23 protein-coding genes are annotated in these 24972 nt (G+C 67.7%); 10 read left to right on the plus strand and 13 right to left on the minus strand.

Annotated elements, in window-relative coordinates:
* Positions 1-7 precede the first annotated feature (7 nt).
* The 4 genes from ACSQ86_RS11325 to ACSQ86_RS11340 all read left to right on the plus strand — a co-directional run bounded on the left by ACSQ86_RS11325 (position 8) and on the right by ACSQ86_RS11340 (position 5289).
* The gene (locus tag ACSQ86_RS11325) at positions 8-1162 is read left to right on the plus strand and encodes an acyl-CoA dehydrogenase family protein (protein WP_436303695.1); all 1155 of its coding nucleotides are present in this window, start codon (positions 8-10) and stop codon (positions 1160-1162) included.
* A complete protein-coding gene (locus ACSQ86_RS11330) occupies positions 1159-2274 on the plus strand; it encodes an enoyl-CoA hydratase/isomerase family protein (RefSeq protein ID WP_436303696.1) in 1116 nt (371 codons plus the stop codon). The genes ACSQ86_RS11325 and ACSQ86_RS11330 overlap by 4 nt, the downstream gene beginning before the upstream one ends.
* A 91-nt stretch (positions 2275-2365) precedes the next feature.
* A complete protein-coding gene (gene mmsB, locus ACSQ86_RS11335) occupies positions 2366-3259 on the plus strand; it encodes a 3-hydroxyisobutyrate dehydrogenase (RefSeq protein WP_436308861.1) in 894 nt (297 codons plus the stop codon).
* A 164-nt stretch (positions 3260-3423) separates the two neighbouring features.
* The gene (locus ACSQ86_RS11340; protein WP_436308862.1) at positions 3424-5289 is read left to right on the plus strand and encodes an ATP-dependent metallopeptidase FtsH/Yme1/Tma family protein; all 1866 of its coding nucleotides are present in this window, start codon (positions 3424-3426) and stop codon (positions 5287-5289) included.
* Positions 5290-5295: 6 nt separating this feature from the next.
* On the opposite strand, the gene ACSQ86_RS11345 is transcribed toward ACSQ86_RS11340, so the two are convergent.
* A complete protein-coding gene (locus ACSQ86_RS11345; RefSeq protein ID WP_093109327.1) occupies positions 5296-6222 on the minus strand; it encodes a LysR family transcriptional regulator in 927 nt (308 codons plus the stop codon).
* Between the two features lie 70 nt (positions 6223-6292).
* Between ACSQ86_RS11345 and metE the strand changes: the two genes are divergently transcribed.
* Positions 6293-8611, plus strand: coding sequence for a 5-methyltetrahydropteroyltriglutamate--homocysteine S-methyltransferase (gene metE / locus ACSQ86_RS11350; protein WP_436303699.1), 2319 nt, complete (start codon positions 6293-6295; stop codon positions 8609-8611).
* A gap of 1 nt (position 8612) precedes the next feature.
* Here metE and ACSQ86_RS11355 read toward each other — a convergent pair whose 3' ends face one another.
* The 3 genes from ACSQ86_RS11355 to ACSQ86_RS11365 are packed head-to-tail and all read right to left on the minus strand — an operon-like array spanning position 8613 to position 10789.
* On the minus strand, positions 8613-9020 hold the full coding sequence (locus ACSQ86_RS11355) for a PIN domain-containing protein (RefSeq protein WP_436303700.1): 408 nt from the start codon (positions 9018-9020) through the stop codon (positions 8613-8615).
* A 6-nt stretch (positions 9021-9026) separates the two neighbouring features.
* Positions 9027-9284, minus strand: coding sequence for an AbrB/MazE/SpoVT family DNA-binding domain-containing protein (locus ACSQ86_RS11360; protein WP_093109324.1), 258 nt, complete (start codon positions 9282-9284; stop codon positions 9027-9029).
* 29 nt (positions 9285-9313) lie between these two features.
* Positions 9314-10789: a short-chain fatty acyl-CoA regulator family protein gene (locus ACSQ86_RS11365; RefSeq protein WP_436303701.1), complete on the minus strand. Its 1476-nt coding sequence runs from the start codon at positions 10787-10789 to the stop codon at positions 9314-9316.
* Positions 10790-10892: 103 nt separating this feature from the next.
* Between ACSQ86_RS11365 and ACSQ86_RS11370 the strand changes: the two genes are divergently transcribed.
* Genes ACSQ86_RS11370 through ACSQ86_RS11380 form a run of 3 tightly spaced genes read left to right on the plus strand, consistent with a single transcriptional unit; the run spans position 10893 to position 13922 of the window.
* Positions 10893-11306 (plus strand): acyl-CoA thioesterase, encoded by a 414-nt coding sequence (locus ACSQ86_RS11370; RefSeq protein ID WP_436303702.1) that lies wholly within the window; start codon positions 10893-10895, stop codon positions 11304-11306.
* Positions 11303-12460 carry a bifunctional 2-methylcitrate synthase/citrate synthase gene (prpC, locus tag ACSQ86_RS11375; protein ID WP_436303703.1) on the plus strand — a complete coding sequence of 386 codons (1158 nt, stop codon included), beginning with the start codon at positions 11303-11305 and terminating at the stop codon, positions 12458-12460. The genes ACSQ86_RS11370 and prpC overlap by 4 nt, the downstream gene beginning before the upstream one ends.
* Positions 12461-12470: 10 nt before the next feature.
* Complete coding sequence (locus tag ACSQ86_RS11380; RefSeq protein WP_436303704.1) at positions 12471-13922, plus strand: bifunctional 2-methylcitrate dehydratase/aconitate hydratase; 1452 nt, start codon at positions 12471-12473, stop codon at positions 13920-13922.
* Here the strand turns inward: ACSQ86_RS11380 and ACSQ86_RS11385 are convergent.
* From ACSQ86_RS11385 to ACSQ86_RS11395, 3 genes are all read right to left on the minus strand, one after another.
* Entirely contained in the window at positions 13910-14203 is a 294-nt protein-coding gene (locus tag ACSQ86_RS11385) for a hypothetical protein (RefSeq protein ID WP_436292430.1), read from the minus strand. The genes ACSQ86_RS11380 and ACSQ86_RS11385 overlap by 13 nt on opposite strands.
* A 99-nt stretch (positions 14204-14302) precedes the next feature.
* Entirely contained in the window at positions 14303-14683 is a 381-nt protein-coding gene (locus tag ACSQ86_RS11390) for a nuclear transport factor 2 family protein (protein WP_436303705.1), read from the minus strand.
* A 49-nt stretch (positions 14684-14732) separates the two neighbouring features.
* Positions 14733-15263 carry a hypothetical protein gene (locus ACSQ86_RS11395; protein ID WP_436303706.1) on the minus strand — a complete coding sequence of 177 codons (531 nt, stop codon included), beginning with the start codon at positions 15261-15263 and terminating at the stop codon, positions 14733-14735.
* A 130-nt stretch (positions 15264-15393) separates the two neighbouring features.
* Here ACSQ86_RS11395 and ACSQ86_RS11400 point away from each other — a divergent pair, with 130 nt between their 5' ends.
* Complete coding sequence (locus ACSQ86_RS11400; RefSeq protein WP_436303707.1) at positions 15394-17307, plus strand: winged helix-turn-helix domain-containing protein; 1914 nt, start codon at positions 15394-15396, stop codon at positions 17305-17307.
* A 9-nt stretch (positions 17308-17316) separates the two neighbouring features.
* On the opposite strand, the gene ACSQ86_RS11405 is transcribed toward ACSQ86_RS11400, so the two are convergent.
* On the minus strand, positions 17317-17643 hold the full coding sequence (locus ACSQ86_RS11405; protein ID WP_093109315.1) for a GYD domain-containing protein: 327 nt from the start codon (positions 17641-17643) through the stop codon (positions 17317-17319).
* Positions 17644-17889: 246 nt separating this feature from the next.
* On the opposite strand from ACSQ86_RS11405, the gene ACSQ86_RS11410 reads away from it, so the two are divergent.
* On the plus strand, positions 17890-19614 hold the full coding sequence (locus ACSQ86_RS11410; RefSeq protein WP_436303708.1) for a dipeptidase: 1725 nt from the start codon (positions 17890-17892) through the stop codon (positions 19612-19614).
* 3 nt (positions 19615-19617) lie between these two features.
* Here ACSQ86_RS11410 and ACSQ86_RS11415 read toward each other — a convergent pair whose 3' ends face one another.
* The 5 genes from ACSQ86_RS11415 to ACSQ86_RS11435 all read right to left on the minus strand — a co-directional run bounded on the left by ACSQ86_RS11415 (position 19618) and on the right by ACSQ86_RS11435 (position 24962).
* Positions 19618-20343 carry a hypothetical protein gene (locus ACSQ86_RS11415; RefSeq protein WP_436303709.1) on the minus strand — a complete coding sequence of 242 codons (726 nt, stop codon included), beginning with the start codon at positions 20341-20343 and terminating at the stop codon, positions 19618-19620.
* Between the two features lie 85 nt (positions 20344-20428).
* On the minus strand, positions 20429-22927 hold the full coding sequence (locus ACSQ86_RS11420; RefSeq protein WP_436303710.1) for a chemotaxis protein CheW: 2499 nt from the start codon (positions 22925-22927) through the stop codon (positions 20429-20431).
* An 88-nt stretch (positions 22928-23015) separates the two neighbouring features.
* Entirely contained in the window at positions 23016-23339 is a 324-nt protein-coding gene (locus ACSQ86_RS11425) for a chaperone modulator CbpM (protein WP_093109311.1), read from the minus strand.
* Between the two features lie 5 nt (positions 23340-23344).
* The gene (locus ACSQ86_RS11430; RefSeq protein ID WP_093109310.1) at positions 23345-24316 is read right to left on the minus strand and encodes a DnaJ C-terminal domain-containing protein; all 972 of its coding nucleotides are present in this window, start codon (positions 24314-24316) and stop codon (positions 23345-23347) included.
* Between the two features lie 31 nt (positions 24317-24347).
* Positions 24348-24962, minus strand: coding sequence for a histidine phosphatase family protein (locus tag ACSQ86_RS11435; protein WP_436292436.1), 615 nt, complete (start codon positions 24960-24962; stop codon positions 24348-24350).
* Between the last annotated feature and the right edge of the window lie 10 nt (positions 24963-24972).

Below are 24972 nucleotides of genomic sequence, written 5' to 3' on the forward strand. Positions count from 1 at the left end.
AGGGCGCATGGACTTCGAACTCTCCGAAGAGCAGCGGGCCTTTGCGCAGACCGCGCGCGAATTCGCATCGGCCGAATTCGCGCCGCATGCCGCGCGCTGGGACGCCGAAGGCATCTTCCCGAAAGAGGCGATCGCGAAGGCGGGCGAGCTCGGCTTCTGCGGCCTCTATGCGCCCGAAAGCATCGAGGGCCTGGCGCTGCCGCGCCTTGACGCCACGCTGGTGTTCGAGGAGATGGCCGCGGTCGATCCGTCGACCACGGCCTTCATCACGATCCACAACATGGCGACCTGGATGCTCGGCACCTGGGGCGGGCCCGCCGTGCGCGAGCAATGGGGCGCCGATCTCACGAGCGGGCGCAAGCTGGCCTCGTACTGCCTGACCGAACCGGGCGCCGGCTCGGACGCCGGCTCGCTGAAGACGCGCGCCGAGTTGCAAGGCGCCGAGTACGTCGTCAACGGCGGCAAGGCCTTCATTTCGGGCGCCGGCTCGACCGACGTGCTGGTGCTGATGGCGCGCACCGGTGGCGGCGGTGCGGGCGGCATCTCGGCCTTCGCGGTGCCTGCCGATGCGCCCGGCATCAGCTACGGCAAAAAAGAGCACAAGATGGGCTGGAACAGCCAGCCCACGCGCACCATCAACTTCGACAACGTGCGCGTGCCCGCCGCCCACCTGCTCGGCAGCGAAGGCGAGGGCTTTCGCATCGCGATGAAGGGGCTGGACGGCGGCCGCATCAACATCGCGACCTGCTCGGTCGGCGCGGCGCAGGGCGCGCTCGACGCGTCGCGCCGCTACCTGCACGAACGCAGCCAGTTCGGAAAGCCGCTCGCGAGCTTCCAGGCGCTGCAGTTCAAGCTGGCCGACATGGCGACCGAACTGGTGGCCGCGCGCCAGATGGTGAGGCTGGCCGCGAGCAGGCTCGACGCCGGGCATGCCGATGCGAGCACCTATTGCGCGATGGCCAAGCGCTTTGCGACCGACGTCGGCTTCAACGTCTGCAACGACGCGCTGCAGCTGCACGGCGGCTACGGCTATTTGAGCGAGTTCCCGCTGGAGCGGCTGGTGCGCGACACGCGCGTGCACCAGATCCTCGAAGGCACCAACGAAATCATGCGCGTGATCATCGCGCGCAAATTGCTGGAAGGCGAGAGTGATATCCGATGAGCGATGAAGTGGTCCTGTTCGACGAGATCCAAACGACCGGCGGCCGGCGCTTCGGCATGGCGACGCTCAACACGCCGGCGGCGCTCAACGCGCTTTCGGTCGCGATGGTGCGGCTGCTCACGCCGAAGCTGCGCGAGTGGGCGCAGGATGCGGGCGTTGCCGGCGTGCTGCTGCAGGCCGCGGGCGAGAAGGCCTTCTGCGCCGGCGGCGACCTGCGCCAGCTCTACCAGACGCTGCTGGAATGCGGACCCGAACGCAACCCCTACGCCGAGCGTTTCTTCGCCGAGGAGTACGAGCTCGACTACCTGATCCACACCTTTCCCAAGCCCGTCCTGTGCTGGGGACACGGCATCGTGATGGGCGGCGGCATCGGGCTCATGGCGGGTGCCTCGCACCGCGTGGCCACGGCCCAGAGCCGCCTCGCGATGCCCGAGATCAGCATCGGCCTCTACCCCGACGTGGGCGGGAGCTGGTTCCTGCGCCGCATGCCGGGGCGCGTGGGCTTGTTCCTCGCGCTCTCCGGGGCCCACCTCAATGCAGCCGATGCCATCTTCTGCGGCCTGGCCGACCTGCTGGTGCCGCACGAGCGCAAGGCGCAGGTGCTGGACGAGATCGCCGCAGGCACATGGACCGGCGAGGCCAAGGCCGATCGCGCCGCGCTCTCGCGCATCCTGCTGCGTGCGGGCGAAGGCACCGAACTGCCGCCTTCCAAGGTGCGCGAGCATTTCGACACCATCAACGCCTTGATGGCCGGCGACGACCTGGGCGACATCGCCAAGCGGCTGCGCGCGTTGCAAAGCGACGACCCTTGGCTGCAGACCGCGGCAAAGACCTTCGCCAAGGGCGCGCCGAGCTCGGCGGCGCTCAGCTTCGAACTCTGGCAGCGCGTGCACCGCATGTCGCTGGCCGAAGTCTTCCGGCTCGAGTACTGGTCCTCGCTGGGCTTCTGCGCGCACAAGGACTTTGCCGAGGGCATCCGCGCCGTGCTGATCGACAAGGACCGCAATCCGAAGTGGAACCCGGCCACGCTGGACGACATCACGCCAGCCTTCATTGAAGATCACCTGAAGGTCCGCGGCGAGATGGCGCCGGAACTCGCCGGGCTCGTGTGAGCGAATGACAACAACCCCCGACTCCGTTCACCCTGAGCCCTTCGACAAGCTCAGCCCGAACGGGTGGGAAGAGCACAAAACGGAGACACACATGAAGATCGCATTCATCGGCCTGGGCAACATGGGCGGCCCGATGGCCCTCAACCTGCACAAGGCCGGCCACGCACTCAGCGCTTTCGACCTTTCGGCCGAGGCCTGCAAGAAGCTCGGCGCCGAGGGACTGCCGATCGCCAAGTCGGCGGTGGACGCGCTCGCCGGCGCCGAGGTGGTGATCAGCATGCTGCCTGCAAGCCAGCATGTGGAGTCGCTCTACCTCGGCAGCGACGGCCAGCCCGGCCTGATGGAGAAGATCGCGGCCGGCACGCTGGTGATCGACAGCAGCACCATCGCCGCGGCAACTTCGCGCAAGGTGGCGGAAGCGGGCGCGAAGCGCGGCGTGGCCGTGATCGATGCGCCCGTGTCCGGCGGCACCGGCGGCGCGATCGCGGGCACGCTGACCTTCATGGTCGGTGGTTCGTCGGCGGACCTCGAACGCGCGCGCCCGGTGTTGGAGAAGATGGGCGCCAACATCTTCCACGCCGGCGAGGCGGGCGCGGGCCAGACGGCCAAGATCTGCAACAACATGCTGCTCGGCATCCTGATGATCGGCACCTCCGAGGCGATCGCGCTCGGCGTGGCCAACGGGCTCGATCCCAAGGTGCTGTCGGAGATCATGCGGCGCAGCTCGGGCGGCAACTGGGCGCTCGAAAAATACAACCCGCTGCCCGGCGTGATGGAAAACGCGCCGGCCTCCAAGGGCTATGCCGGCGGCTTCGGCACTGACCTGATGCTCAAGGACCTGGGCCTCGCGCAGGAGAACGCCGACGCGGTGCGCGCCGCCACGCCGCTCGGCGGGCTGGCGCGCAATCTGTATGCCGCGCACAGCCTGGCTGGGAATGGAGCGCTCGATTTTTCGAGTGTGATCAAGCTGGTGCAGAAGAAATAGGGTGCTGCGCCGCCCGCGCTGACGCGAGCGCGCAACGCCGGTGCCGGGCCGGCCGCGAAGTACTCCACGCAAGCGGTGTTTAAGCTGCGCCGCCGCCGCTGTGGCGGTGTCGATTGCTGCCGGGCTGCCTACCATCGTCGGATGCCGCGCCCCGTCCGCCGTCCATGAAGCAGCTCCACAGACTTGTTCGATCGGGCGTGGCTCGATTTGCTTTCGCCGCCTTCCTAGGCGCCTTGGCCATCGCCGCCCTGTACCTGGCGCTGCGCGAAACGCCGCAGCTTCATCAGCTCGGCGGCGCCGCGCAGCAGATGCGCACGTCGCCGGCCGACTGGACCGCCACCGAGAAGGACGGCTCCGAACTGATGCGCGACCTGCGCGCCGGCGCGGTCCGCACTGTCGGCATCGCGGCCAATGCCATCCTCGTGTCCACGACCGTCGGAGAGCGCTACTTCGTGGTCGACGGCCGAGGCTCCTTCGCCGCACTGGTCGTCGGCGAGGCGGCGAAGGCCGGCGATTCGAAATCGTTCCAGCTGGTCGTGCTGCCGGACACCACGGTCGGCGCACCTGCCGCAGACGACCGCACGCTGAGTGCGGCGCGCGATCTGGTGGGGGTGTTCCTCCCCATCCTGCTCGTCGCGGTCCTTGTCTACATGATGCGCGACAGCATCGGCGCAAGCGCCAAGCTGGTCGAGAAGCCGACCGGCCTGCGCTTCGACGACGTCATCGGCGCCGGTGAGGCCAAGAACGCGCTGCAGGACATCGTCGACTACCTGAAGAACCCGAAGCGCTTCAGCGCGCTCGGCGCGCGACCGCCCTGCGGCGTGCTCATGCTCGGCGGACCCGGTGTCGGCAAGACGCTGCTCGCCAAGGCGCTTGCCGGCGAGTGCGGCGCCCGCTTCATCGCCACCAACGGCAGCGAGTTCACTTCCAAGTTCTATGGCGTCGGCGTGCAGAAGGTCAAGAAGCTCTTCGAGACCGCACGCAAGAACGCGCCCTGCATCCTCTTCATCGACGAGATCGACGGCATCTCGAGGCGCAGCGCCGGCGGCTCGGGACCGGCGGAATCGGAGGGCAACCGCATCATCAACCAGTTGCTGGTCGAGATGGACGGCTTCGAGGCCAACGAGGGCGTCATCGTCGTCGGTGCCACCAACCTGGTCGACAACCTCGACGAGGCGCTGCTGCGCGAAGGGCGCTTCGATCGCCGCGTGAACGTCAAGCTGCCGGACGTGCGCGACCGTGCCGCCATCTTCCGGCTCTATGCCGCCAAGCTGCGCCTCGCCGGCGAGGTGGACTACGAGCAGCTGGCCCGCCTGACCACCGGGCTGTCGCCGGCGACCATCGCGCACGTCGTCAACCATGCGGCCCTCGTGGCGGCGCGCGCGAACGCGGAGGCGGTGTCGATGGGCCACCTGATGGAAGCCATCGAGACCACCCGCATCGGCGAGCTCAACGGCGCGCAGCGTGCGCTCGGCGAGCGCGAGCGTCGCTACATCGCGGTGCACGAGGCCGGCCACGCGCTCGTCTCCGTCGTGCTGGGCTACGGCAAGGTCGAGAAGGTCACCATCCTGCCGCGCGGCGGGTCGCTGGGCGCCACGCTCGTGACGCAGGAAGAAGACATGACGCTGGTGTTGAAGAGCGACATGGAAAAGCACATCCAGATGCTGCTGGGTGGCCGCAATGCCGAGCTGGCCGTGTTCGAGGAAGCATCGAGCGGCGCCGGCCACGACCTGCAGCAAGCCTCGAAGCTGGCGCTCGACATGGTCGGGCGCTACGGCTTCGGCGAAGACGGCGCGCTGTTCAGCCTGGGCGCGCTGCCGGCGCAGCACGCATCGCGGCAGGTCTCGGCCGCGGTGCGCCAGGCCAGCCTGCTGCTCGAAGGACTCAACGTGAAATGCCAGCAGATCATGCGCACGCACCGCCGCGCGCTCGACGAACTCACGGACGAACTGCTCGCCCACGAGACCGTGTCGGGCGAGCGCGTGCTCGAACTGGTCGGGCACCGCGGGCCGATGACGCTGGTCGCCTGAGCATCCTCAGAGCAGCTCGATCCCCGGCAGGCTCTTGAAGCAGCTCTCGCGCGTGATGCGAACAAAATCCTCCAGCCAGGGCCGAGCCGAGGTCGATGCGGTGCAGGCCATGTGCAGCTCGCCGGTCAATCCCTTGCGGCCCACGGGCCGGGCGGTGACGTAGCCGCGGTCCAGGTAGCCCTGCACCGCCCACAGCGGCAGCGCCGCGATCCCGCGGCCGCTGGCCACCAGCTGCAGCATCGCGACCGTGAGCTCGGTGGTGCGGCGCTGCGCCGGCTCGACGCCGGCCGGCGCCAGCACCTGACGCACGATGTCGAGCATGTCGTCGGGCACCGGGTAGGTGATCAGCGTCTGGTCGGCGAAGTGGCGGGCCGTGAGATGCGTCTTTGCCGTGAGCGGATGCTCGTTGGCCAGCAGGGCCATGATCTCGAAGCGGAAGAGGGGGTGGTAGTCGACGGTTTCGTCCGGGTCCTGCTCGGAAACGATGGCCACCTCGGCGCGTTTCTGCAGCACCAGCGCGATCGGGTCGGGATGGAAGCCCGAGACGATGTCGAGCTCGATCTCGGGCCAGCGGTTGCGAAACGCGTCCATCGCCGGCATCAGCCAGTCGAAGCAGGTGTGGCACTCGACCACGATGCGAAGCTGGCCGGCGCCGCCCTGCGCCAGGCGCGACACGTCGCGCTCCGCCTCCTCGACCAGCGGCAACGCGGCATCGGCAAGCTGCAGCAGGCGCAGGCCGGCGCCGCTGAACTGCGGCGGCACCGACTTGCGCTCGAACAAGGCCGCGCCGTAACGGTCTTCGAGCAGCTTGACCTGATGGGACAGCGCCGACTGCGTGAGGTTGAGCAGCTGGGCGGCGCGCACCAGGCTGCCGGTGTCGCGCAGCGCCACCAGGGTGCGCAGGTGGCGGATCTCGAGGATGGATTGGGCCATGAATGAAATTCAAGTTGACTGGCAAAAGCTTTCGTTTGAATCATAGGCGAGGAACGCCGACCATCGTGGGATGACACGTATCCATACTCTCGGCCTTCCGCGCATGGGCGCACAACGCGAACTCAAGCTCGCTCTCGAACAACACTGGCGCGGCGAGATCGACCGCGATGCGCTCGAAGCCGTCGGCCGCGAGCTGCGTGCGCGCCACTGGCAGGCCCAGCGCGACGCCGGCCTCGACTTCGTGACGGTGGGCGACTTCGCCTTCTACGATCACGTGGCCAACCACATCCAGCTGCTGGGCTGCGAGCCGGCGCGTTTCGACTTCCGGGGCGACGAGCCCGAGCTCTCGCGCTATTTCTCCATGGCGCGCGGCGTGGCCGACGAGGTGCACGATCACGGCTGCGCGCACGCCGAGCACGGCACTTTCGCGCTCGAGATGACCAAGTGGTTCGACACCAACTACCACTACCTCGTGCCCGAGTTCTCGCCGGCGACGCGCTTCAGCCTGCAATCGGTCCGCCTGTTCGACGAGGTGGCCGAGGCGCAGAAGGCCGGCCATGCAGTCAAGGCGGTGCTGCTCGGGCCGCTGAGCTTTCTCTGGCTCGGCAAGGAGAAGGAGGCCGGCTTCGACCGCTTCACGCTGCTCGAATCGCTGTTGCCAGTGTACGAACAGGTGCTCGCGCGCCTCAAGGCGCAGGGCGTCGAATGGGTGCAGATCGACGAGCCCATCCTCGGCCTGGACCTGCCCGACGCCTGGCGCCATGCCTTCGAGCGCAGCTACTGGCAGCTCGCGCGCCGAGCGCCGAAGCTGCTGCTTGCCACCTACTTCTCGCCGCTCTCGGACAACTTGCGCCTGGCCTGCCAACTGCCGGTGGCCGGCCTGCACGTCGATGCGGTGCGCGCGCCCGACGAGCTCACCGGCGTGGCCGACTGGCTGCCGGCGCACAAGGTGCTGTCGATCGGCATCGTCGACGGCCGCAACATCTGGCGCGCCGATCCCGATGCCGCGCTCGCGCGCCTGCGGCCCGTGGCGGACAAGCACCAGGGCGAGTTGTGGATCGCGCCTTCGTGCTCGCTGCTGCACGTGCCTTTCAGCCTCGCGGCGGAGAACAAGCTCGATGTCGAACTGAAGAGCTGGCTCGCCTTCGCGGTGGAGAAGCTGGACGAGCTGCGCATGCTGCGCGCCGTGCTCGACGGCAAGGAGGCCGAAGTGCAGGACGCGCTTTCGGCAGCCCGCGCCGCCGTGGCTGCCCGCCGCGCCAGCCCGCGCGTGCACCGCGCCGACGTCGCATTGCGCCTCGCGCGCCGCGTGGCGGGCGACGACAGCCGTGCCTCGCCCTTCGCCGTGCGCCAGGCCGTACAGCGCGTGCGCTTCACGCTGCCGTCGCTGCCGACCACCACCATCGGCTCCTTTCCGCAGACGGTCGAGATCCGCACCGCGCGCGCCGCCTTCAAGCGCGGCGCGCTCGATGCCGCAGGCTACCGCGAGAAGATGCGCGCCGAGATCGCGCTCGCGGTGCGCAAGCAGGAAGAACTGGACATCGACGTGCTGGTGCACGGCGAGGCCGAGCGCAACGACATGGTCGAGTACTTCGGCGAGCAGCTCGACGGCTTCGCCTTCACCGCCAACGGCTGGGTGCAGTCCTACGGTTCGCGCTGCGTCAAGCCGCCCGTCATCTACGGCGACGTCGCGCGCCCGGCGCCGATGACGATCGAATGGACCGTCTATGCGCAAAGCCTCACGGCGCGGCCCATGAAGGGCATGCTGACCGGGCCGGTCACCATCCTGCAATGGTCCTTCGTGCGCGACGACCAGCCGCGCAGCGTGACCACCGAGCAGATCGCCTGGGCGATCCGCGACGAGGTGGTCGACCTGGAGCGCGCCGACATCGGCATCATTCAGATCGACGAGCCGGCCATCCGCGAAGGCCTGCCGCTGCGCCGCGCCGGCTGGAAGGCCTACCTCGAGAGCGCAACGCGCGCCTTCCGCATCAGCGCCTCGGGCGTGGCCGACCGCACGCAGATCCACACCCACATGTGCTACTCGGAATTCAACGACATCCTGCCCGAGATCGCGGCGATGGATGCCGACGTCATCACCATCGAGACCAGCCGCTCCGACATGGAGCTGCTGCGCGGTTTCGGCGAGTTCAAGTACCCGAACGAGATCGGCCCGGGCGTCTACGACATCCATTCGCCGCGCGTGCCGGCCGTCGACGAAATGCTGCGCCTGATGCGCAAGGCCGCTGCGGTGGTGCCGCCGGGCAACCTGTGGGTCAACCCCGATTGCGGCCTGAAGACCCGCGGTTGGCCGGAGACCGAGGCGGCGCTGGTGAACATGGTGGCGGCAGCGAAGGTGCTGCGCCAGGAACTGGCGCTTGAACCTTGAGTCAGTCGAGCAGTGTCATGCCCGCCGTGCGAACAGCTCCTCGGTCGAAGCTGACGATCGAGCTGCAGCCTTCGTCCAAAGCAATCTGTGCGATGAGCAGATCCGCGAAACCAGCCTTTCCCGCCTTCTTGTCTTGAAAGCGGCGAACGGCTTGTTGGACGACTTCGCGCTGCTGCAGGTGGAACCGTGGCGTCTCCAGAAGGTCGCTGATGGTTTCGCCGATTTCTCTAGGCGTCGCGCTGTAGATTCGCTCCAGCACCCAGCAAAGTTCGACCAGCACAACCAGACTGATGAAGCCGGACGAACGTTCGCTAAGGCGCGTTTCGATGAAGCGTGTGGCGCTCGCGGATTGCCTGGGATCGTCTTGCGCGAGGTAACGCACCAGCACATTGGTGTCGAGGCCGATCATGTAAGGCTACCGGCCGGGTTTGCGTTGCCGAGCCGATGCTGCTTCGCCGATGGCGTCGTTCATTGCCTTGATGCTGACGGGTTTTGCGACGCGTCCAGCAAAGCGGCCCTTGAGAGCAGAGACATCGGTCTTGAGCGGGACCAGTCTGAAGCCGTCACCCTCGGCGACAAAATCCACCTTGGCACCAGGACGCAGGCCGAGTGCAGTGCGCACGGCCTGCGGCATGGTGATCTGTCCTTTGCTGGTCATTGTGGCGACGGCCATTTCTTGAGCTCCTTACGAAGGGTAAGGAATTATATGGCTTTGCTGCGGCCAGCACCCTGTCTCGTCCCGATTGCGCCCGCTGGCCGCAGCTCCGCCACCGCATAAGGCGCGAACCGGCTCTGGTTCTCGTCGACATCGAGCGGCCGCCCGAGGAAGGGGAAGGCGCGCTGCGGGCAGGCGGCGCGTTCGCAGACTTTGCAGCCCATGCCGATGGGCGTCGGCACCTCGGGGTCGCGCAGGTCCAGGCCCTTGGAGTACACCAGCCGCGGCGCGTGGCTGATGTCGCAGCCCAGGCCGATCGAGAAGGTCTTGGTCGGCGCGCCCCAGCCGCCGTGCCCGCGCGAGACGGTGCGCGCGATCCACAGGTAAACGCGGCCGTCGGGCATGCGCGCGAGCTGCGGCAGGATGCGGCCGGGCTGCGCGAAGGCTTCGTACACGTTCCATAGCGGGCAGGTGCCGCCGGTCTTCGAGAAGTGGAAATGCGTGGCCGACTGGCGCTTGGAGATGTTGCCGGCCCGGTCGACTCGCACGAAGAAGAAGGGCACGCCGCGCGCATCGGGCCGCTGCAGCGTGCTGAGCCGGTGGCAGATGGTCTCGAAGCCGACACCGAAGCGGCGCGCAAGCAAGTCGATGTCGTAGCGCAGCGCCTCGGCCTCCGCGAGGAAGGTGCCGTAGGGCAGCAGCAGGGCGCCTGCGAAGTAGTTGGCCAGGCCGATGCGCGCCAGCTCACGCGCGGTGTCGCCGGTGAAGGCCGCCGCCTCGACGAGCTGACGCAGAACGTCGTCCATCTCCAGAAAGGCGAGCTGCGTGGCCATCTGGAAGGCGTACTGCCCGGGCTCGAGATCGGGTGAGAGCCGCAGCACGCGCGTCGCGGGGTCGTAGCGCCGCTGGTCCTCGGGCCCGAAGCTTTCCATCGGCACCACGCGCACGTCGTGTTGTTCCAGCAGGCGCCGGGCCAGACGGTCGCCGGGATTGCCTTCGCGCAGCCGCCACGCTGCGGCCAGCGTCTCGGCCGCATCGTCGAGCGGTGCGATGTGGTTCTGGTGGGCGAAGAAGAAGTCGCGCACCTCCTCGAAAGGCATGGGCCGCAACTGCGCGAGTTCGTCGCGGCCGTCGCCCAGAACGCCGGCGATCGCCTCGATGCGCTCCAGCGCCTCGCGCTGGCGGCGGTGCAGCGCGACCAGGCTGCGGCCGACCGCCGGCATCTGCGTGGCGAGTTCGCGCAGCTCGGCGAGCGACACGGCCTCGCCACCGGGGTTGTCGGCCAGCGCTTCGCGCATGCCCGCAATGAGCCGCGCTTCCTCGTCGTCCGAGAAGGCCTGCACGTCCACGCCCAGCGTGGCGCTGATGCGCAGCAGCACCGCCACCGTGAGCGGCCGCTGGTTCTGCTCGATCTGGTTCAGGTAGCTGGGCGAGAGGCCCAACTGCTGCGCCAGCGCCACCTGGCTCAGGTTGCGCTCTTCGCGCAGGCGGCGCAGGCGTACGCCCATGAAGGTCTTTTTCATCGTCCGTGGATTCGCAAACTTCGCAACTCGAGGCTGCTGCATTCGCAATCATTCGCTAATTCAGTCCTTCATTATGGGACGGATGTTGCGTAAATTGCGAAGCATGACGACCCGCAAGCGCCACGCGCAGCTCACCGAGGTGGTGTTTCCCGAACATGCCAACCACTACGGCACGCTGTTCGGCGGCAACGCGCTGCACCTGATGGCGAAGGCCGCCTTCCTGGCCGCGCGCGGCTTCGCGCGGCGCGACGTGGTTATGGCGCGCTGCAGCGATGCGCAGTTCCATGTGCCGGTGCGGCTGGGCAGCGTGCTGACGCTCAATGCGCAGGTGCTGCGCGTTGGCCGCAGCTCGCTCACGGTCCATGTCACGGGTTTCGCCGACGACCTGGCCGCAGACCAGCCCGGGGTGGCGCTCGAGGCGGTGTTCGAGATGGTGGCGGTCGACGCGGCAGGCCGGCCGTCGCCGATCGCCGAGGCCGCGCACGACCCGCTCAACGAAATGAAAGTACCCGCATGACGCAAGAAACCCTGCAGCCTGGCTTCAAGCCCAAGAAGTCCGTGGCGCTCTCGGGCGTGACCGCCGGCAACACGGCGCTGTGCACGGTGGGTCGCACCGGCAACGACCTGCACTACCGCGGCTACGACATCCTCGACATCGCCGAGGTCTGCGAATTCGAGGAGATCGCGCACCTGCTGGTGCACGGCAAGCTGCCCGCCGCCGCCGAGCTGCGCGCCTACAAGGCCAGGCTCAAGGCGCTGCGCGGCCTGCCGGCCAGCGTGAAGGAAGCGCTGGAGCACCTGCCGGCGAGCGCGCATCCGATGGACGTGATGCGCACCGGCGTCTCGGCGCTCGGCTGCGTGCTGCCCGAGAAGGACGAGCATGGCGCGCCCGGCGCGCGCGACATCGCGGATCGTCTGATGGCCTCGCTCGGCTCCGTGCTGCTCTACTGGTACCACTGGTCGACGCAGGGGCGTCGCATCGAGGTCGAGACCGACGACGACTCGATCGGCGCGCACTTCCTGCACCTGCTGCACGGCAGGGCGCCGACGGCGAGTTGGGAGCGCGCGATGCACACTTCGCTCAACCTGTATGCCGAGCACGAGTTCAACGCCTCCACCTTCACCGCGCGCGTGGTGGCCGGCACCGGCTCCGACGTGTACTCGGCCATCACCGGCGCCATCGGCGCATTGCGCGGGCCCAAGCACGGCGGCGCCAACGAAGTGGCCTTCGAAGTCCAGAAGCGCTACGACTCGCCCGACGAGGCCGAGGCCGACATCCGCCGCCGCGTCGAGGCGAAGGAGGTGGTGATCGGCTTCGGCCACCCGGTCTACACGGTGGCCGATCCGCGCAGCGAGGTCATCAAGCGGGTCGCGAAGAAGCTGTCGCAGGAGGCTGGGTCAACCAAGATGTTCGACATCGCCGAGCGGCTCGAAACGGTGATGTGGGATGCCAAGAAAATGTTCCCCAACCTCGACTGGTTCAGCGCTGTGAGCTACCACATGATGGGCGTGCCCACCGCGATGTTCACGCCGCTGTTCGTGATCGCCCGCACCAGCGGCTGGGCCGCGCACATCATCGAGCAGCGTATCGACAACAAGATCATCCGGCCGAGCGCCAACTACACCGGGCCCGAAGACCTGCGCTTCGTGCCGATCGAAGAACGCGTTTGAAGAAGGAACCATGTCCGCCCCCATCAGCAACATCCGCCCCGAACCCGACCGCGTGCTCGTCGACATCGTCGACTACGTGCTCGACTACGAAATCACCAGCGCGCTGGCTTACCAGACCGCGCGCAACTGCCTGATCGACACGCTGGGCTGCGGCCTCGAGGCGCTCGAGTACCCGGCCTGCACCAAGCTGCTCGGCCCCGTCGTGCCCGGCACGGTGGTGCCGCACGGCGCCCGGGTGCCGGGCACGCAGCATCAGCTCGATCCGGTGCAGGCGGCCTTCAACATCGGCGCCATGATCCGCTGGCTCGACTTCAACGACACTTGGCTCGCGGCTGAATGGGGCCATCCGAGTGACAACCTGGGCGGCATCCTCGCCACGGCCGACTGGCTCAGCCGCAACGCGGTGGCCGCCGGCAAGAAGCCCTTGACGATGAAGGACGTGCTCACCGCCATGATCAAGGCGCACGAGATCCAGGGCTGCATCGCGCTGGAGAACAGCTTCAACCAGGTCGGGCTCGACCACGTGGTGCTGGTCAAGGTGGCCTCGACCGCGGTGGTGGCGCAGATGCTCGGCCTTTCGCGCGACGAGATCGTCAATGCGGTGTCGCTGGCCTGGGTCGACGGCCAGTCGCTGCGCACCTACCGCCACGCGCCCAACACCGGCAGCCGCAAGAGCTGGGCCGCCGGCGACGCCACCAGCCGCGCGGTGCGCCTGGCGCTGATCGCGAAGACCGGCGAGATGGGCTACCCGAGCGTGCTGACGGCCAAGGGCTGGGGCTTCTACGACGTGCTGTTCAAGGGCCAGCCCTTCAAGTTCCAGCGGCCCTACGGCTCTTACGTGATGGAGCACGTGCTGTTCAAGATCAGCTTTCCGGCCGAGTTCCACAGCCAGACGGCGGTAGAGGCCGCGATGACCCTGCAGGCGCAGCTGAAGAAGGCCGGCAGGACGGTGGAGGAGATCGAGCGCCTGACGATCCGCACGCACGAGGCCTGCATCCGCATCATCGACAAGAAGGGACCGCTCGACAACCCGGCCGATCGCGATCACTGCATCCAGTACATGGTGGCGGTGCCGCTGATCTTCGGCCGGCTCACTGCCGGCGACTACGAAGACGCGGTGGCGGCCGATCCGCGCATCGATGCGCTGCGCGACAGGATCGCCTGCGTGGAGGACCCGCAGTTCACCCGCGACTACCACGACCCCGAGAAGCGCAGCATCGCGAACGCGCTCACGATCGAGTTCAAGGACGGCAAGACGCTGGAGGAAGTGGTGGTCGAGTACCCGATCGGCCACAAGCGCCGCCGCGCGGACGGCATCCCGTTGCTGGAAGCCAAGTTCCGTACCAACCTCGCGCGGCGCTTCCCGAAGAAGCAGCAGGACGCGATCCTCGCCGTCTCGCTGGACCAGCAGGCGCTCGAAGCGCTGCCGGTGCACGAGTACGTCGATCTCTACGTGATGTGAACGCGCTGGAGGAACAGGAATCCCGCCAGCGAGGCGGTGCCCACCGCGAACGCCAGCAGGCCGAGGCGCGTTCGCAACCCCGTGGTCTTCTGGCCGGGCTGCCTGTCAGCAAGCAGCGGCGCCCTGTTCGATATCGGCCAGCCGTTCAGGCGCGGCCCCTTGCTCCATTCCATCGCGGAGAAGCCGGTGGGCGCGAGGCCTCGCAGCGCGCTGGCGCAGCCGTCGCAGAACATCGCGCTGTTGGGGTTGGAGGTTCTGCAGACGTCGCAGACCACGGACATGGGGGAACTCCTTGAATTGAACCAAGGTTCCCCACTTTCCATAGAGACTGCCGCATGTCTGTCGGCAGCTTCCTACGCGCTGCGCAGGAATCCGGCGTTCTAGAGTTTCGACTTGACTGGCACGCGCTGCGCCGGGTCGTAGAAGAAGGTCTCCTCGGCGATGCGTTCGCCCTCCCAGCGCTGGTAGGCGAGTTCCTCCATGTGCGTGGCCGTGCCGTCCTTCCACTCGAAGTGGAAGATCCAGCGGATGACGACGCGGTCGCCGTTCACGAACACCGGGCGCACGCAGGTCGAGGAGATCGACGAGGCCTTGGCCAGCATGGCGCGTTCGCGTGCCACGGCCGCGTCGCGGCCGACGCGCGGCGCTTCCTGGTTCTCCTGCAACGAGGCATTCGGGGCGTAGAACTCCTCGACGGCTTCGGCATGTGCGTTCTCTTCGACGCGGGCGATGAAGCGTTCCAGTGTTTCGGCGCTGGGCATGTGTTTCTTCCTTTTCTGTGGCGGGTTCGATAGGACCTTCCGGCAGCGATCACCAACTCACGCGCGAACCTGCATCTGTTGCGCAGTATGACGAGATCACATTGCCCGCGGTGTCGATGATCTGACCGGCCACTGTGCCTGTGTAGCTGTTGCCATCTGCTGACAGGGTACGAACTACCTTTGCCTTTTGCGTGCCGGCGAGCGTGCCGTCGGGATTGAAGCGCATGAACACCAGTGTCAAGCTGTAGTTGTCGCCGGCCTCGCGCTTCCATGTTCCGAACGCAGAGCCCTGAGAGGTAGGAGGGCGGGAATTGTCGAACGACGCCGTGCCTGCGCTATTGAACACGGCCAATCCCTTGAAGCCGGCAAGCACCGCGCCGGTGTTGCAGTCCTTGCCGGTGGCCGTTGACTCCCACACTCCGACGATGGGGTCCGGTGCGCTGTTCGGACTGCTTTCACCGGCAGCGAAGGCGTTTCCGAAACCGCCTTCCCCACCGCCGCAGGCTTGGATCATCAACATGGTTGCAGCGACCGATACGCTCACGAGGGTGACTGTATAGAGAGCTTGAGGCTTGATCATGACTGACTCCAGGAGTTGGGGGTACTCTGATCAGCAAGGCGCTGATCAGAGGTTTTCACCATCGCGGCTTGCAGTCCGCTCGTCACGAAGCGGGCCTTGAAAGAATCCTGAAAAAGGATGAAATTCGGCCATGATTGACGAGGAGGACTACGAATTCGGCGGGTTCCTGCTGCAGCCGTCCCAGCGGCGGGTGCTGCGCAGCGACGGCACGTCCGTCGACCTCACGCCGCGCCTGTTCAGTGCACTCCTGTTCTTTGTCCAGCATCCGGGCGAGTTGCTCCACAAGGAGGCGCTGTTGCAGGCCCTCTGGCCTGGCCTGGTCGTAGAGGAGAACAACCTGAGCCAGGTAGTAGCGGGCTTGAGGCGGGCGATGGGCGACGACGCTCAAGGCGGCCGCTTCATCCAGACCGTGCCGCGACACGGATTCCGTTTTGTTGCGCCCGTTGCGAGGCGGTCCACCACACGATCCACGGCGAATGTTTCGAGTCCGGCCCCTGAGGAGGCTCCTGATTTGCCGAATGCGGCTCCCGGCCGACGTCGCCAGATCCTTCTGGCATTGGGAGCGGCTGCGGCCGCAGCATTGGGAGCTGCGGGCTGGTGGATCCGGAGTCGCCCGCCGGCTGGGCAATCAACGGCCACCCTTGCTGTACTGCCCTTCAAGCCACTGGCGACAGAAAGCCGGGACGAGCTGCTTGAAGTCGGAATGGCAGACAGTTTGATCGCCAGGCTATCCACGGTACCCGGGCTGGTTGTGCGCTCGACCGGCTCGGTGCAGCGCTACGCCGGTCCCATGCAAGACCCGGTGCGTGCCGCAAGGGAACTCGAAGTGACTTGGATCGTCGATGGATCGCTGCAGCGACGCGGCGATCTGGTGCGCGCCACGGCCCGCCTGCTGCATGCCGCCGATGGTGTCGCCGCCTGGAGCGGCGGGTTCGACGAGAAGTTCACGAGCGTATTCGACGTGCAGGATCAGATCTCGAATCTGGTGACGCAGGCATTGCTGCCCGTGCTGCGCGTGGGGCTGGGTACCCCTGCGCGGCTTGCGGACATCGGTGGCACGCGCGACATGGACGCCTACCAGCTCTATCTGGCCGCGCGATGGCGGGCGCAGGGAGGCCGGGCCGATGAAGTCGACAAGGGCGTGGCGTTGCTCAATCAGGCGCTCAGCGTCGATCCTGCATATGCGATGGCGTGGGTGGAACTGGCCCAGGTCCATCGGCGCAAGCTGTGGAATTCCGATGGTTTGGCTGCCGAGGTGTTCGAGCCGGCGAACGCTGCCTTGAAGCATGCGCTCGCGCTGGTCCCCAGTCTGGCGGAGGCTCACGCGGGTCTCGGCTTCAGCCGCTTCTGGTTCGACTTCGACTGGGTGGGCGCCGAGCATGCATTTCGTCGCGGGTTGACCATCAACCCGAACACGGCCACTGCGCACTGGGGCCTGGCACTGCTGCTCCTGAGCCAAGGCCGCCTCGCCGACGGGTTCGTCCATTTGCGGACAGCGCGATCACTCGACCCGATGTCCCCGGTCTACAACACCGTGGAAGCAAGCCTTCTGCTGGCAAACGGTCAACGAGAAGAAGCCCGAATTCGGCTGAACCGCTCGCTCGATATTTCTCCGGATCTCTGGCTTACCCATCTCGCAGCGGGCTTGATGCACATGTCCGATGCGCGACCGGAACAAGGCATTGCCTCGATCCGGCGCGCGGTGGCGCTGTCCGATGCCACCACCCGGTCCTGGTCGGTGCTGGGCGTGCAATTGGCGCGCCTTGGAGAAACCGAAGAGGCTCGATCGATCCTGAACCAGCTCTTGACCGCATCGAAGTCGCGCTACGTCACCCCGACTTCAATTGCATCGTTGCATGCGGCGCTGGGTGAAGTCGGGTCGGCTCTCACTGCACTGGAACAGGGGTTGGTGCTGCGAGACACTCGAATGGTGTTTCTGAAAGGCGATGCCCACTGGACGGGCCTGCGTTCGGAGCCACGCTTTGTGGCGCTCATGCAAGCCCTCAAGCTGGATCGCTACGGACCTGGTCTGTCGCCGATCTGACATCGACAACTACGCGCCGGGCGGCCGGTAGCCGACCGCCTGCGCACGGCCGAGGGCGTCCAGGGTCTCCTCGACGGTGAGCAGCGGCGTCGTCTCGACTTTCGACAGCGCGCCGCCTGCACCTAAGGCAATCGCGACTGCGGCCATCGAGACGTTGTCAGGCGCCTCCCAGAGGTTGTAGCCGTCGTAGGTGCCGAACGCGTACCAGAAGCCGTGCAGCTTCCCGCCGACCGACTCGATGTACTTGCGTGCAGCTTCGCGACGGTCTTCGGGTTTCTTCGTCAATCGAGCCCAGGTTTCCGGCGTGTAGCTGAAGCGCGTCAGATAGAAAGCCATGGCCACAACCCTCCTTCCAGCGTTCCGTGCCGCTCGCGATGCGCGAGCATGGAAAGTCTAGTCCCGTCGACTGGGTGACGGATAGACATTTCATTCATGTGAACCCGAGTATTCGGAGTCCGGCCGGGCGCCGACAACCACCATCCTGCGCAAAGCCTTCTGCATGGAGATGTGTTGACCACGCGGGCGGACTGCGCTTTGTAGACTCGCCGCTCCCAAGCGAATTTCCCTCCCCGGGAGTCACCCATGAAGCATCTCTCCTTGTCCATCCTGTCCCTGGGCCTGGCCCTCGCGCTCGGCCTGCCGGCGCAAGCAGACACTCTCAAGAAACCCGAGCTCGACCAGCTGGCCGCAGCCCAGCAGGCCAAGTCGTCGCCGAGCTTCCGCGCCTTCCTCGCGCAGGCCGCCAAGACCCAGCCGAAGCTCAAGGCCAGCGTCGCGGCCTACGAGAAGAAGGCGCCGCTGGCCGGCGACGACCTGGTCAACATCGCCCGCCTGCTCGGTCTCTACAACCGCCTGCACAACCAGAAGGCCGTGATCGCGAGCATGGAGACCATGGTGGCGATTCCCACCGTGCGCATCGACCGCGTGCCGCCGCACGAGAACAAGGCGATCATCGAGTTCGGCCGGCTGGTCGAGAAGATGGCGGGTGACTTCGGCCTGCAATACCGCAACGTCGACAACCGGATCTTCGAGGTCGAGCTGCCGGGCCGCGGCAAGGAGGAGTTTGGCATCCTCACCCATGCCGACGTGGTGCCCGCGGTGCTCGCGGAATGGGTGCTGGACGACGGCACCCGGCTCGACCCCTTCAAGCTCACGCGCGTGGGCGACTACCTCTACGGCCGCGGCACCATCGACGACAAGGGCTCGATCGCGGCCGTGCTCTATGCAATGAAAACGGTGAAGGAGAGCGGCCTGCCGCTGGACCGCACGATCCGCCTCATGATCGAGACCACCGAGGAAACCGGCGGCGACGCCATGAAGTACTACCGCGAGAAAACGTCGCTGCCCGAGTACAACATCGTGCTCGACAGCAAGTACCCGGCGGTGGTGGCGGAGAAGGGATCGGGCGCCCTCAAGGTGTTCTTTCCGGTCGAAGCATCGGACGGCAAGCGCACCGCCATCACCGCGATGGCCGGCGCAGCGGCCGCCAACGCGGTGCCGCAGAACGCCACCGCCACGCTCAAGGCTGGCGATCTCGCGCGGGCCGCGTCGCAGTTGGAAGGCGCGAAGGCCGCCTTCATCCAGAAGTACGAAGGCCAGGGCGGCAAGTTCGGCATCGACATCGCGAAAAGTGCCGACAGCATCGAGATCAAGGTCGTCGGCGTCTCGGCCCATGGCTCGCGGCCGGAGGAGGGCGTCAATCCCCTCCCGCGCCTTGCGCTCTTCCTGCAGGAGTCCGGCGTGGCGCTGGACGACAACCACCATGCGAAGGCCGTCAAGTACCTGAACGCGCTCTACGGCACCGACTATCTCGGCGAGAAGATGGGCGTGGGCTACAAGGACGATTTCATGGGACCGCTCACCATGTCGCCCAACCTGATCCGCGAGAAGGACGGCAAGCTCGAAGTCACGGCCAACGTGCGCATGCCGCGCGGCAACACGCCCGAGAAGCTGACTCAGGCCATCACGGCCAGGGTCAAGGGCTGGGCGGCCGAGAGCCAGGCCAAGGTCGAGATCGACTACCAGCAGGGCGACTGGATGGCGCGCGACCCCAAGGGCGCGTGGCTGTCCACGCTGCTCAACATCTTCGGCGACACCACCGGCCTCGAAGCCAAGCCGGTGTCCACGGCCGGCAGCACCACCGCCAAGCTGATGCCCAACGCGATCAACTTCGGCCCGGCCATGCCCGGCAAGAAGTACACCGCGCACAACGCCAAGGAGTTCAAGGAAGTCGCCGACCTCGACGCCGACATGCAGATGTTCACCGAGATGCTGGTGCGCATCGGCAACCTGGGGCAGATGCAGTAGGGCTCAGAAGCTCGGGTTGCGCCGTGCGATGTCGCGCCGCGTCTGCTCTCGCACCGCATTGCAATGCGGGTGGTGGTTGAACGGACTCTTGGCGCATTGCGCCGCCTCGCAACGGGCCGCGGCGATGAAGTTGAGGTGCGCGCAGCCGGGCCGCGGATCGGCGGCGCCGTTGCCGCCGTTGCCGTCGTTGCGGGCCACGATCTTTCGGGGCGGAACCGTCCGCTCGACCGGGACGGTGGGCTGGTAGGAGGCGATGGGGCGTTCCGGCTCCGAGCGCACGGGGCCCGGCTCCACGATCGTCTCGGCCGGGCCGAGCGTTTCCACGGTCCGCACCGGCACGGACGGCACCATGGGCACGCGATCGAGCGGCGCCGCCGGAGGCGCCGATGCGCGCACCGGTGCCGCGCGTGACGCTGGAGCGGCCGCCACGGCAGCGGGCGCGGGTGCCGGCGGCTTGCGCGTCACATAGGCCACCCAGCTGCCGAAGCAGGCGGTGATCACGATCGACAACACCGCAAAGCGGATCCAGAAGGCGCGCGTCTCGATCGGCAGCATGCCGGGCGTCGGGCCCGCGGCCTGCGCCGGTGCGGGCGCCGTCCGCACCGGCTTCATGCCTTCGAGCGCGGACGGCCCGGTGGCGGCAAAGCCGGGCAGCTTGGCCGCGCAGCCGCGGCAGAACATGGCATTGGCGCGGTTCTCGGTCTTGCAGGCGGCGCAGACCACGGACATGGGGAACTCCTTCGAAGCCGGAATGCTAGCGTTAACAGGCCCTAGGAGTCTGCACGACCGGCGGCCGCTGTCTGCCAGCCGCCTCCTACTTCGAAATCAGCTTGTCGACCGAGATGACGGTCAGCATGCGCTGATCCGAGGGATTGCCCCCGCGCACGACCGCGGTCGCGAGCGGATCATGCGCCGCCAGCGCGGCTGGCAGATCCTGCAGGGCCGATCGCTGCGCGTCGAACACCGTGCCGACTTCGTCGACCCGCAGCGCGAATCGCTGGCCCGAAGCCGTCTTGCACACCACGAGCAGGCGGTCGGCGCCCGAAGCCGTCGAGGGTTGGCCGCGCCGCCGTTGCAGATCGACCACGGCAAGCGCCTGGCCATCGTGCATCGCGATGCCTGTCGTGCCGGCGGCAACGCCGCTCACCGATGCGACCTGCGGCACCACCACGGCCTCGATCACCTGTGAGGCCGGAAGCCCCAGCCATTGGTCGCCGACGAGCGCGCTGGCGATGGCGACGCGGTCCGTGCCGGGGAGTGAACCCGCCGGCGGATCGAAGGGTTCCAACGCTGCCGCGCCATCCTGGGCCGCACGTTCGCAGAGGGCAATGAGGATCACGCAAGCCACGTCGTCCGGTCCGCAGGTGCCCCCACTCTCGTATTCGCGGTAGCCGCAGGACATGGTGATGCCGGCGGCATACAGCATGCCATCGATCTCGAGCACCGTGCCGCTGGAGGCGCCGCGCGCAAGTTGCGCGAGGCGGTCCGCGAAGGGGGCCGTGGTGCCGGTTTTCCAGGCTCCGCCGGTGCTGGCCACCACGGCTCCGCCGCGTGCGACGAAGAGGCCCAGTGCCTGCGGCATCGGCCGGCCTTCGGCGTCCACCGGCAGGGCGTCGCGCAGCATGGCCTGCATCTGCGGCTCGCTGTCGAACACGATGGCGACGCAGCCGGCGTTGCCGCCGGCGCCCTGCACCGGCGCCGCGAACACGTAGGTGTGCCGGTCGCCGTAGAGCGGCGAGGCGGCGAAGCTCGAGCGCACGAAGGCCTGTTCGTCGCGCAAGGCCAGCGCGGCCGGAAGCCATGCGGCCACGAGCGGCGCAGTGGCGGGCGTGCCGTTGGAGGCCGCCAGCACATGCCCTTGCGGGTCAAGCAGCAGCAACTGGGAATAGACCGTGTACAAGCCGTTGATGCGGCCCAGCACCGCCGTCGCTTCGCTGCAGGCCCGCGCGTCGCGCTCGCGGGCGGCGCGCTGCAAGTTGCTGTCCAGGGCCCACCAGCGGCAGTCGTTGGCCCGCTCGTAGAAGCTGCGGTCCATGATGTCGATGCCGAGCGCCGAGCAGGCACGCACCTCTTCGAGCACCGAGGCCACGGCCGACTGCTGCAGGTCGCCGATCGCGTGCTCGAACACCGCGCTGATGCGCTGGCCGGTGCGCGTCACGCGCTCCAGCAGCGCGCCAGCGAAGTGCGCATTGGGGGCATGGCCGTCCTGCTCGTGGCGGATTCGCACCTGGCCGTTCCACACCAGGCGTTCGAGCCCGCGCTGGATGCTCTTGGCGTGCGCCGGAATGGCCTGCAGCTCCTCGCCGAACAGGCGGCTGGCCGCCACGACGCGGCTCGACAGCGCCGCATCGCTCGTGCTGCCTGCGATGTCGGCGCGAAAGGCCAGATCCACGGGCACCAGGACGCAGCCATCCCAGCCGGGGCCCCGATAACCCTGGTAGCCCGCTGCCGGCGTTTGCGCCGCCAGGTAATCGCGGCCCCCGAAGCGCAGGCCATGGCCCAGCGCATTGGCACGGGGAAGGACGGCGCCGACCGGGACCTGTTGCGGGTCGGAGCTGGCGATCACCGTGCGGCCAGCGTCCAGCAGAAGCACGACCGAGGCGTCGTCGCGCGAGGCCAGCGCGGCGAAGATCGCGCGCATCTCGTCGTCGAAGCGGAACGACAGGCACAGGGCGCCGATCACGGCGCCGGCATCGCTCTCCCGTACCGGCGCACCGTAGAGCAGGCCGCGCCGGCCGCCGAGCAGTTCGAAGCGTCCGAACGATTCGACGAAGGGGGCGCCCGAGTGCAGCACGGCCTGCATGAGCTCGCCGTCGGCAGCCGTAGCGGCAACGCTCTCGTCCAGGCGAGCGAGCACCGCGCCATCCGTGCCTAGAAGGATCACGTCGTCATAGACGCTGTACTTGGTCGCGTAGGCGCGCAGCCGTTGGCGCACCTGGGCGCCTCCGGCGATGGCATCGCGCAGCGCCGAGTCGGTTGCGAGGAAGCCGATGTCGGCCGTGCGCTCATAGAGGTTGCGCACCAGGATGTCGATGCCGGTCTGGGCCTTGGCCCGCGCGGTGCGCAGCGCGTCCTGCAGCAGCCTGCGCGCCAGCGAATCGAGCAGCACGCCGGTGAGTTCGTGGAAGCGGGCGCCCGTGGATGCGATGTCGGTGCCGCTGTCGCTCATCTGCCCGAGCAGCGCCAGCTGGTCCCAGATGTCCGCAAGGCGCTGCAGGGACTCGCGATGGTCGTTCACCAGCTCCATGCGCGACACCAGTGGCGCCACGGCAGCGTCGAAGCGCACTCCTTTGACAACGGATGTCTTTTGCATGGTGTGATGTTTCGAACCGCGCGGCAACGCGGGCGAATGGTATGTGAAATAACGATTTTGCGGCGACATGCGCCGCCCTGCAAAACGCTCAGGCTTCGCGTTCGAGTCCCCGGGCGCGCAGCACCGCCTTCAGCCGGCGCACCTCGTGCTCCAGGTCGAGGATCAGCGCCGCGGCGTCGAGCCCGACACCGAAGTCGCGCTCGAGCCGGCGCGCGGCCAGCGCGCATTGCAGGTCGGCGCTGTGGAAGCACCAGTCCTCCGGGCGCTCGGCCGGCGTGCGCACCTCGACGATGCCGACCTCGACCAGTTGAACGACCCACTCGATCTCGGCGCCGCAGGCATGCGCCAGTTCGTGCGCGGGGAGCGGGTGCGAACTGCTCAGTATCGTGGCAGTGAAGGAATGGGTAGCCATGTTCGTCACACTCCGAGATGGCGGCGCGGGTCGAAGGGCGCGGCCTGCGCCAGTTGCTCGTAAGCCTTGCGCGCGGCCTCGGTGTCGGCCGGCGGCAGCGCGATCTCCAGCAGCAGGTAGAGGTGGCCCGGCGGCTTGCCCGGCAGGCCGCGTTCCTTGAGCCGCAGCTTGAGGCCGTTGCGCGCGCCGCGCGGCACGGTCACCTCGACCACGCCGCCGGCGGGCGTCGGCACTTTCACCTGGGCGCCGAGCGCGGCTTCGGTCGGCGTCACGGGCAGCGTCATGTAGAGGTCGCGGTCCTCGATGCGGTAGAGCTTGTGGGGCGCGATGCGCACCTCGAAGTAGAGGTCGCCGGCCGGCTCGCCGCCATGGCCCGGCATGCCCTGGCCGGCGAGCCGGATGTACTGGCCCGGATGAACGCCGGCGGGAATCTTCACGCTGAGCGTGCGCGTCTTCCATTCGGGCCGGCCCCGGGCGTCGATCTCCTGCGAGCGCAGCGTGATCTCGCGCTCGGCGCCGTGCAGCGCGTCTTCGAGCGAGATCTCGATGGCCGCGTGGTGGTCCTCGCCGCGTGCGCGGTAGTGGCGGCGCTCGGCGCTGCGCCGTTCGGCCGCACCGAAGAGCGAAGAGAAGAACTCGCTGAACTCGGCATGGTCGGCCGGGCCCTGGCCCGGGCCGCGATGGAATTCGAAACCCTCGTCCCAGCCCGGCGGCGGCTGGAAGCCCTCGCCGGGGCGGCCGCCGGCGTAGCGGCCCTGCGCGACCTGGTCGGCCAGCGCGTCGTAGGCGGCGCGCTTTTCCTTGTCGCGCAGCACGTCGTTGGCCTCGTTGATCTCGCGCATGCGCCGCTCGGTGTCGGGTTCCTTGCTGACGTCGGGGTGGTACTTGCGCGCGAGCTTGCGGTAGGCCTTGCGGACCTCGTCGTCCGACGCGCCGCGTTCGATGCCCAGTGCCTGGTAGTAGTCCTTGAATTCCATGGTGGTGGGTGGAGGATGCGTGGTGCGGCCTTCAGGCCACCGCCGCTCCGCCATCCACATGTTGCAGGAGCGGCTTCACCCGCCATGTAGGACCGTTTCGCTCGAAACGCAAGGGTTGGGCATTGCCCATCACGCCGAGGTCGATAGCCACGCCGAGCAGCGCCGCCAGCACGTGCAGCGAGCCGCCATGCGCCACCACCAGCACCGGTGCCGGATGGGCCAGCGCGACTTCGAGCGCGGCCCGTTTGCGGGCGATGAACTGGGCCAGCGTCTCGCCGCCCTCGGGTTCGCAGGCCCAGTCCAGGTTGGCGGAGGAGGTGCCGATCAGTGCGCCGAAATTGCGCTCGCGCAGGCTTTCGAGCACCAGCGGCGCGATGCGCAGGCCGGCCGCGACCGTGTGGGCGGTGTCGAAGGCGCGCTTCGCATCGCTGCACACCACGCTCCTGATCGGTTCGCCGGCCAGCAGTTCGGCCGCGCGCGTGGCCTGCTGCAGGCCGAGCACGCTCAGCGGCGTGTTGACCGCCTGGAAGATCCGCCGCGCGTTGCCTTCGGTCTGCCCGTGACGCAGGAAGTAGAAGTGATCGCAGGCCGGCGCCAGCGGCACTGCGGCGGCCAGTTGCACCAGTTGATCCAGACCGTCGTTCATCGAGTTTCTT

It is taken from the genome of Variovorax sp. LjRoot130 (genome assembly GCF_964253755.1).
In the GTDB taxonomy this organism is placed as follows: Bacteria; Pseudomonadota; Gammaproteobacteria; order Burkholderiales; family Burkholderiaceae_C; genus Variovorax.